The sequence below is a fragment of the Stutzerimonas stutzeri genome (assembly GCF_024448935.1).
In the GTDB taxonomy this organism is placed as follows: domain Bacteria; phylum Pseudomonadota; class Gammaproteobacteria; order Pseudomonadales; family Pseudomonadaceae; genus Stutzerimonas; species Stutzerimonas stutzeri_AO.
Map to the genome: position 1 here is coordinate 1 of NZ_JAMOIE010000242.1, position 1030 is coordinate 1030.

Genomic DNA, 1030 nt, shown 5'->3' on the forward strand with positions numbered 1-1030 from the left:
CATAACCCTGTGAAGTCTGCCGTTATGTCGTGGCGCATCATTCTCGTTCTCGGGTCGTTCTGGGTGGCCTCGTCCGCGTCGGCCCTGACCATCTACAAATACACTGACGCCAACGGCGTGGTCACTTACAGCGACCAGGCTGCACCGGGCGCGAGGGTATTCACCTTCAGCGATCGCATGGTCGAGACACTCGACAACCAGGTAACGCTGGAAACCCGCAGGCACGCCGCGGGCGAGACGCTGCTGGTGCGCAACGATCTGTTTGCGCCGGTGGATATCGAGCTGAAGCTGACCGGCGTGCAGAATGCCGTCGGCGCACCGGCTAACCCGATCCGTTGGGTACTGCCGCCGCGCAGCCAGATCCGATTGGCAACACTCGCGCCGCTCGACCCATCAAAGCCGCTCAAGTACACAGCCAAGCTACGTCATGCGCTGGGTGATCCGCGTCTGCTGCCCAAACCCTACCGCTATCCGTTGCCCTGGCGAGGCGGCCCGTTCCGGCTGACTCAGGGTGCCAACGGCACATACAGTCATTTCACGCCGCAAGGTCGTTACGCCGCCGATATCGCCATGCCGGAAGGCACGCCCATCGTGGCGGCGCGCGGCGGCATGGTGGTGAAGATCGAGAACGCGCAGAGTGGGCGCGGCAACAACCCGGCCGGCAATTTCGTCCGGGTCCTGCATGATGACGGCACCATGGGGGTTTACCTACATCTGCTGAAGGGCTCGGTGAAGGTTCGCGAAGGCCAGCGCATCGAAACCGGCAGCCTGCTGGCGCGCTCGGGCAACACCGGCAACAGCACCGGCCCGCATCTGCACTTCGTGGTCCAGCGCAACGTCGGTTTGGCCGTCGAATCGATTCCCTTCGATTTCGCCCAGCCGGTCAACAGCTTGCCCAATTTCGCGGTGGGTGGGGAGTAAACAAAAAGGCCGATAGAAGCGCTAGAGGCGGGAAAGGCTGGACGAGAAAATCGGCGTCGAGCCTCAAGCTAGAGCTTGACAATGTTGTAGTGGGTCGACCCCTGTCCAG

General features: G+C 62.4%; 1 protein-coding gene. It reads left to right on the plus strand.

Annotation, left to right across the window (positions count from 1 at the left end):
* The first annotated feature begins 24 nt into the window (after nt 1-24).
* Nucleotides 25-921, plus strand: coding sequence for a peptidoglycan DD-metalloendopeptidase family protein (locus NA637_RS25115; RefSeq protein ID WP_256075328.1), 897 nt, complete (start codon nt 25-27; stop codon nt 919-921).
* Nucleotides 922-1030 lie beyond the last annotated feature (109 nt).

What these genes read in the sequence shown, in the direction of transcription:
- NA637_RS25115 (WP_256075328.1), top strand. Translation starts at nt 25, where the DNA reads ATGTCGTGGCGCATCATTCTCGTTCTCGGGTCGTTCTGGGTGGCCTCG.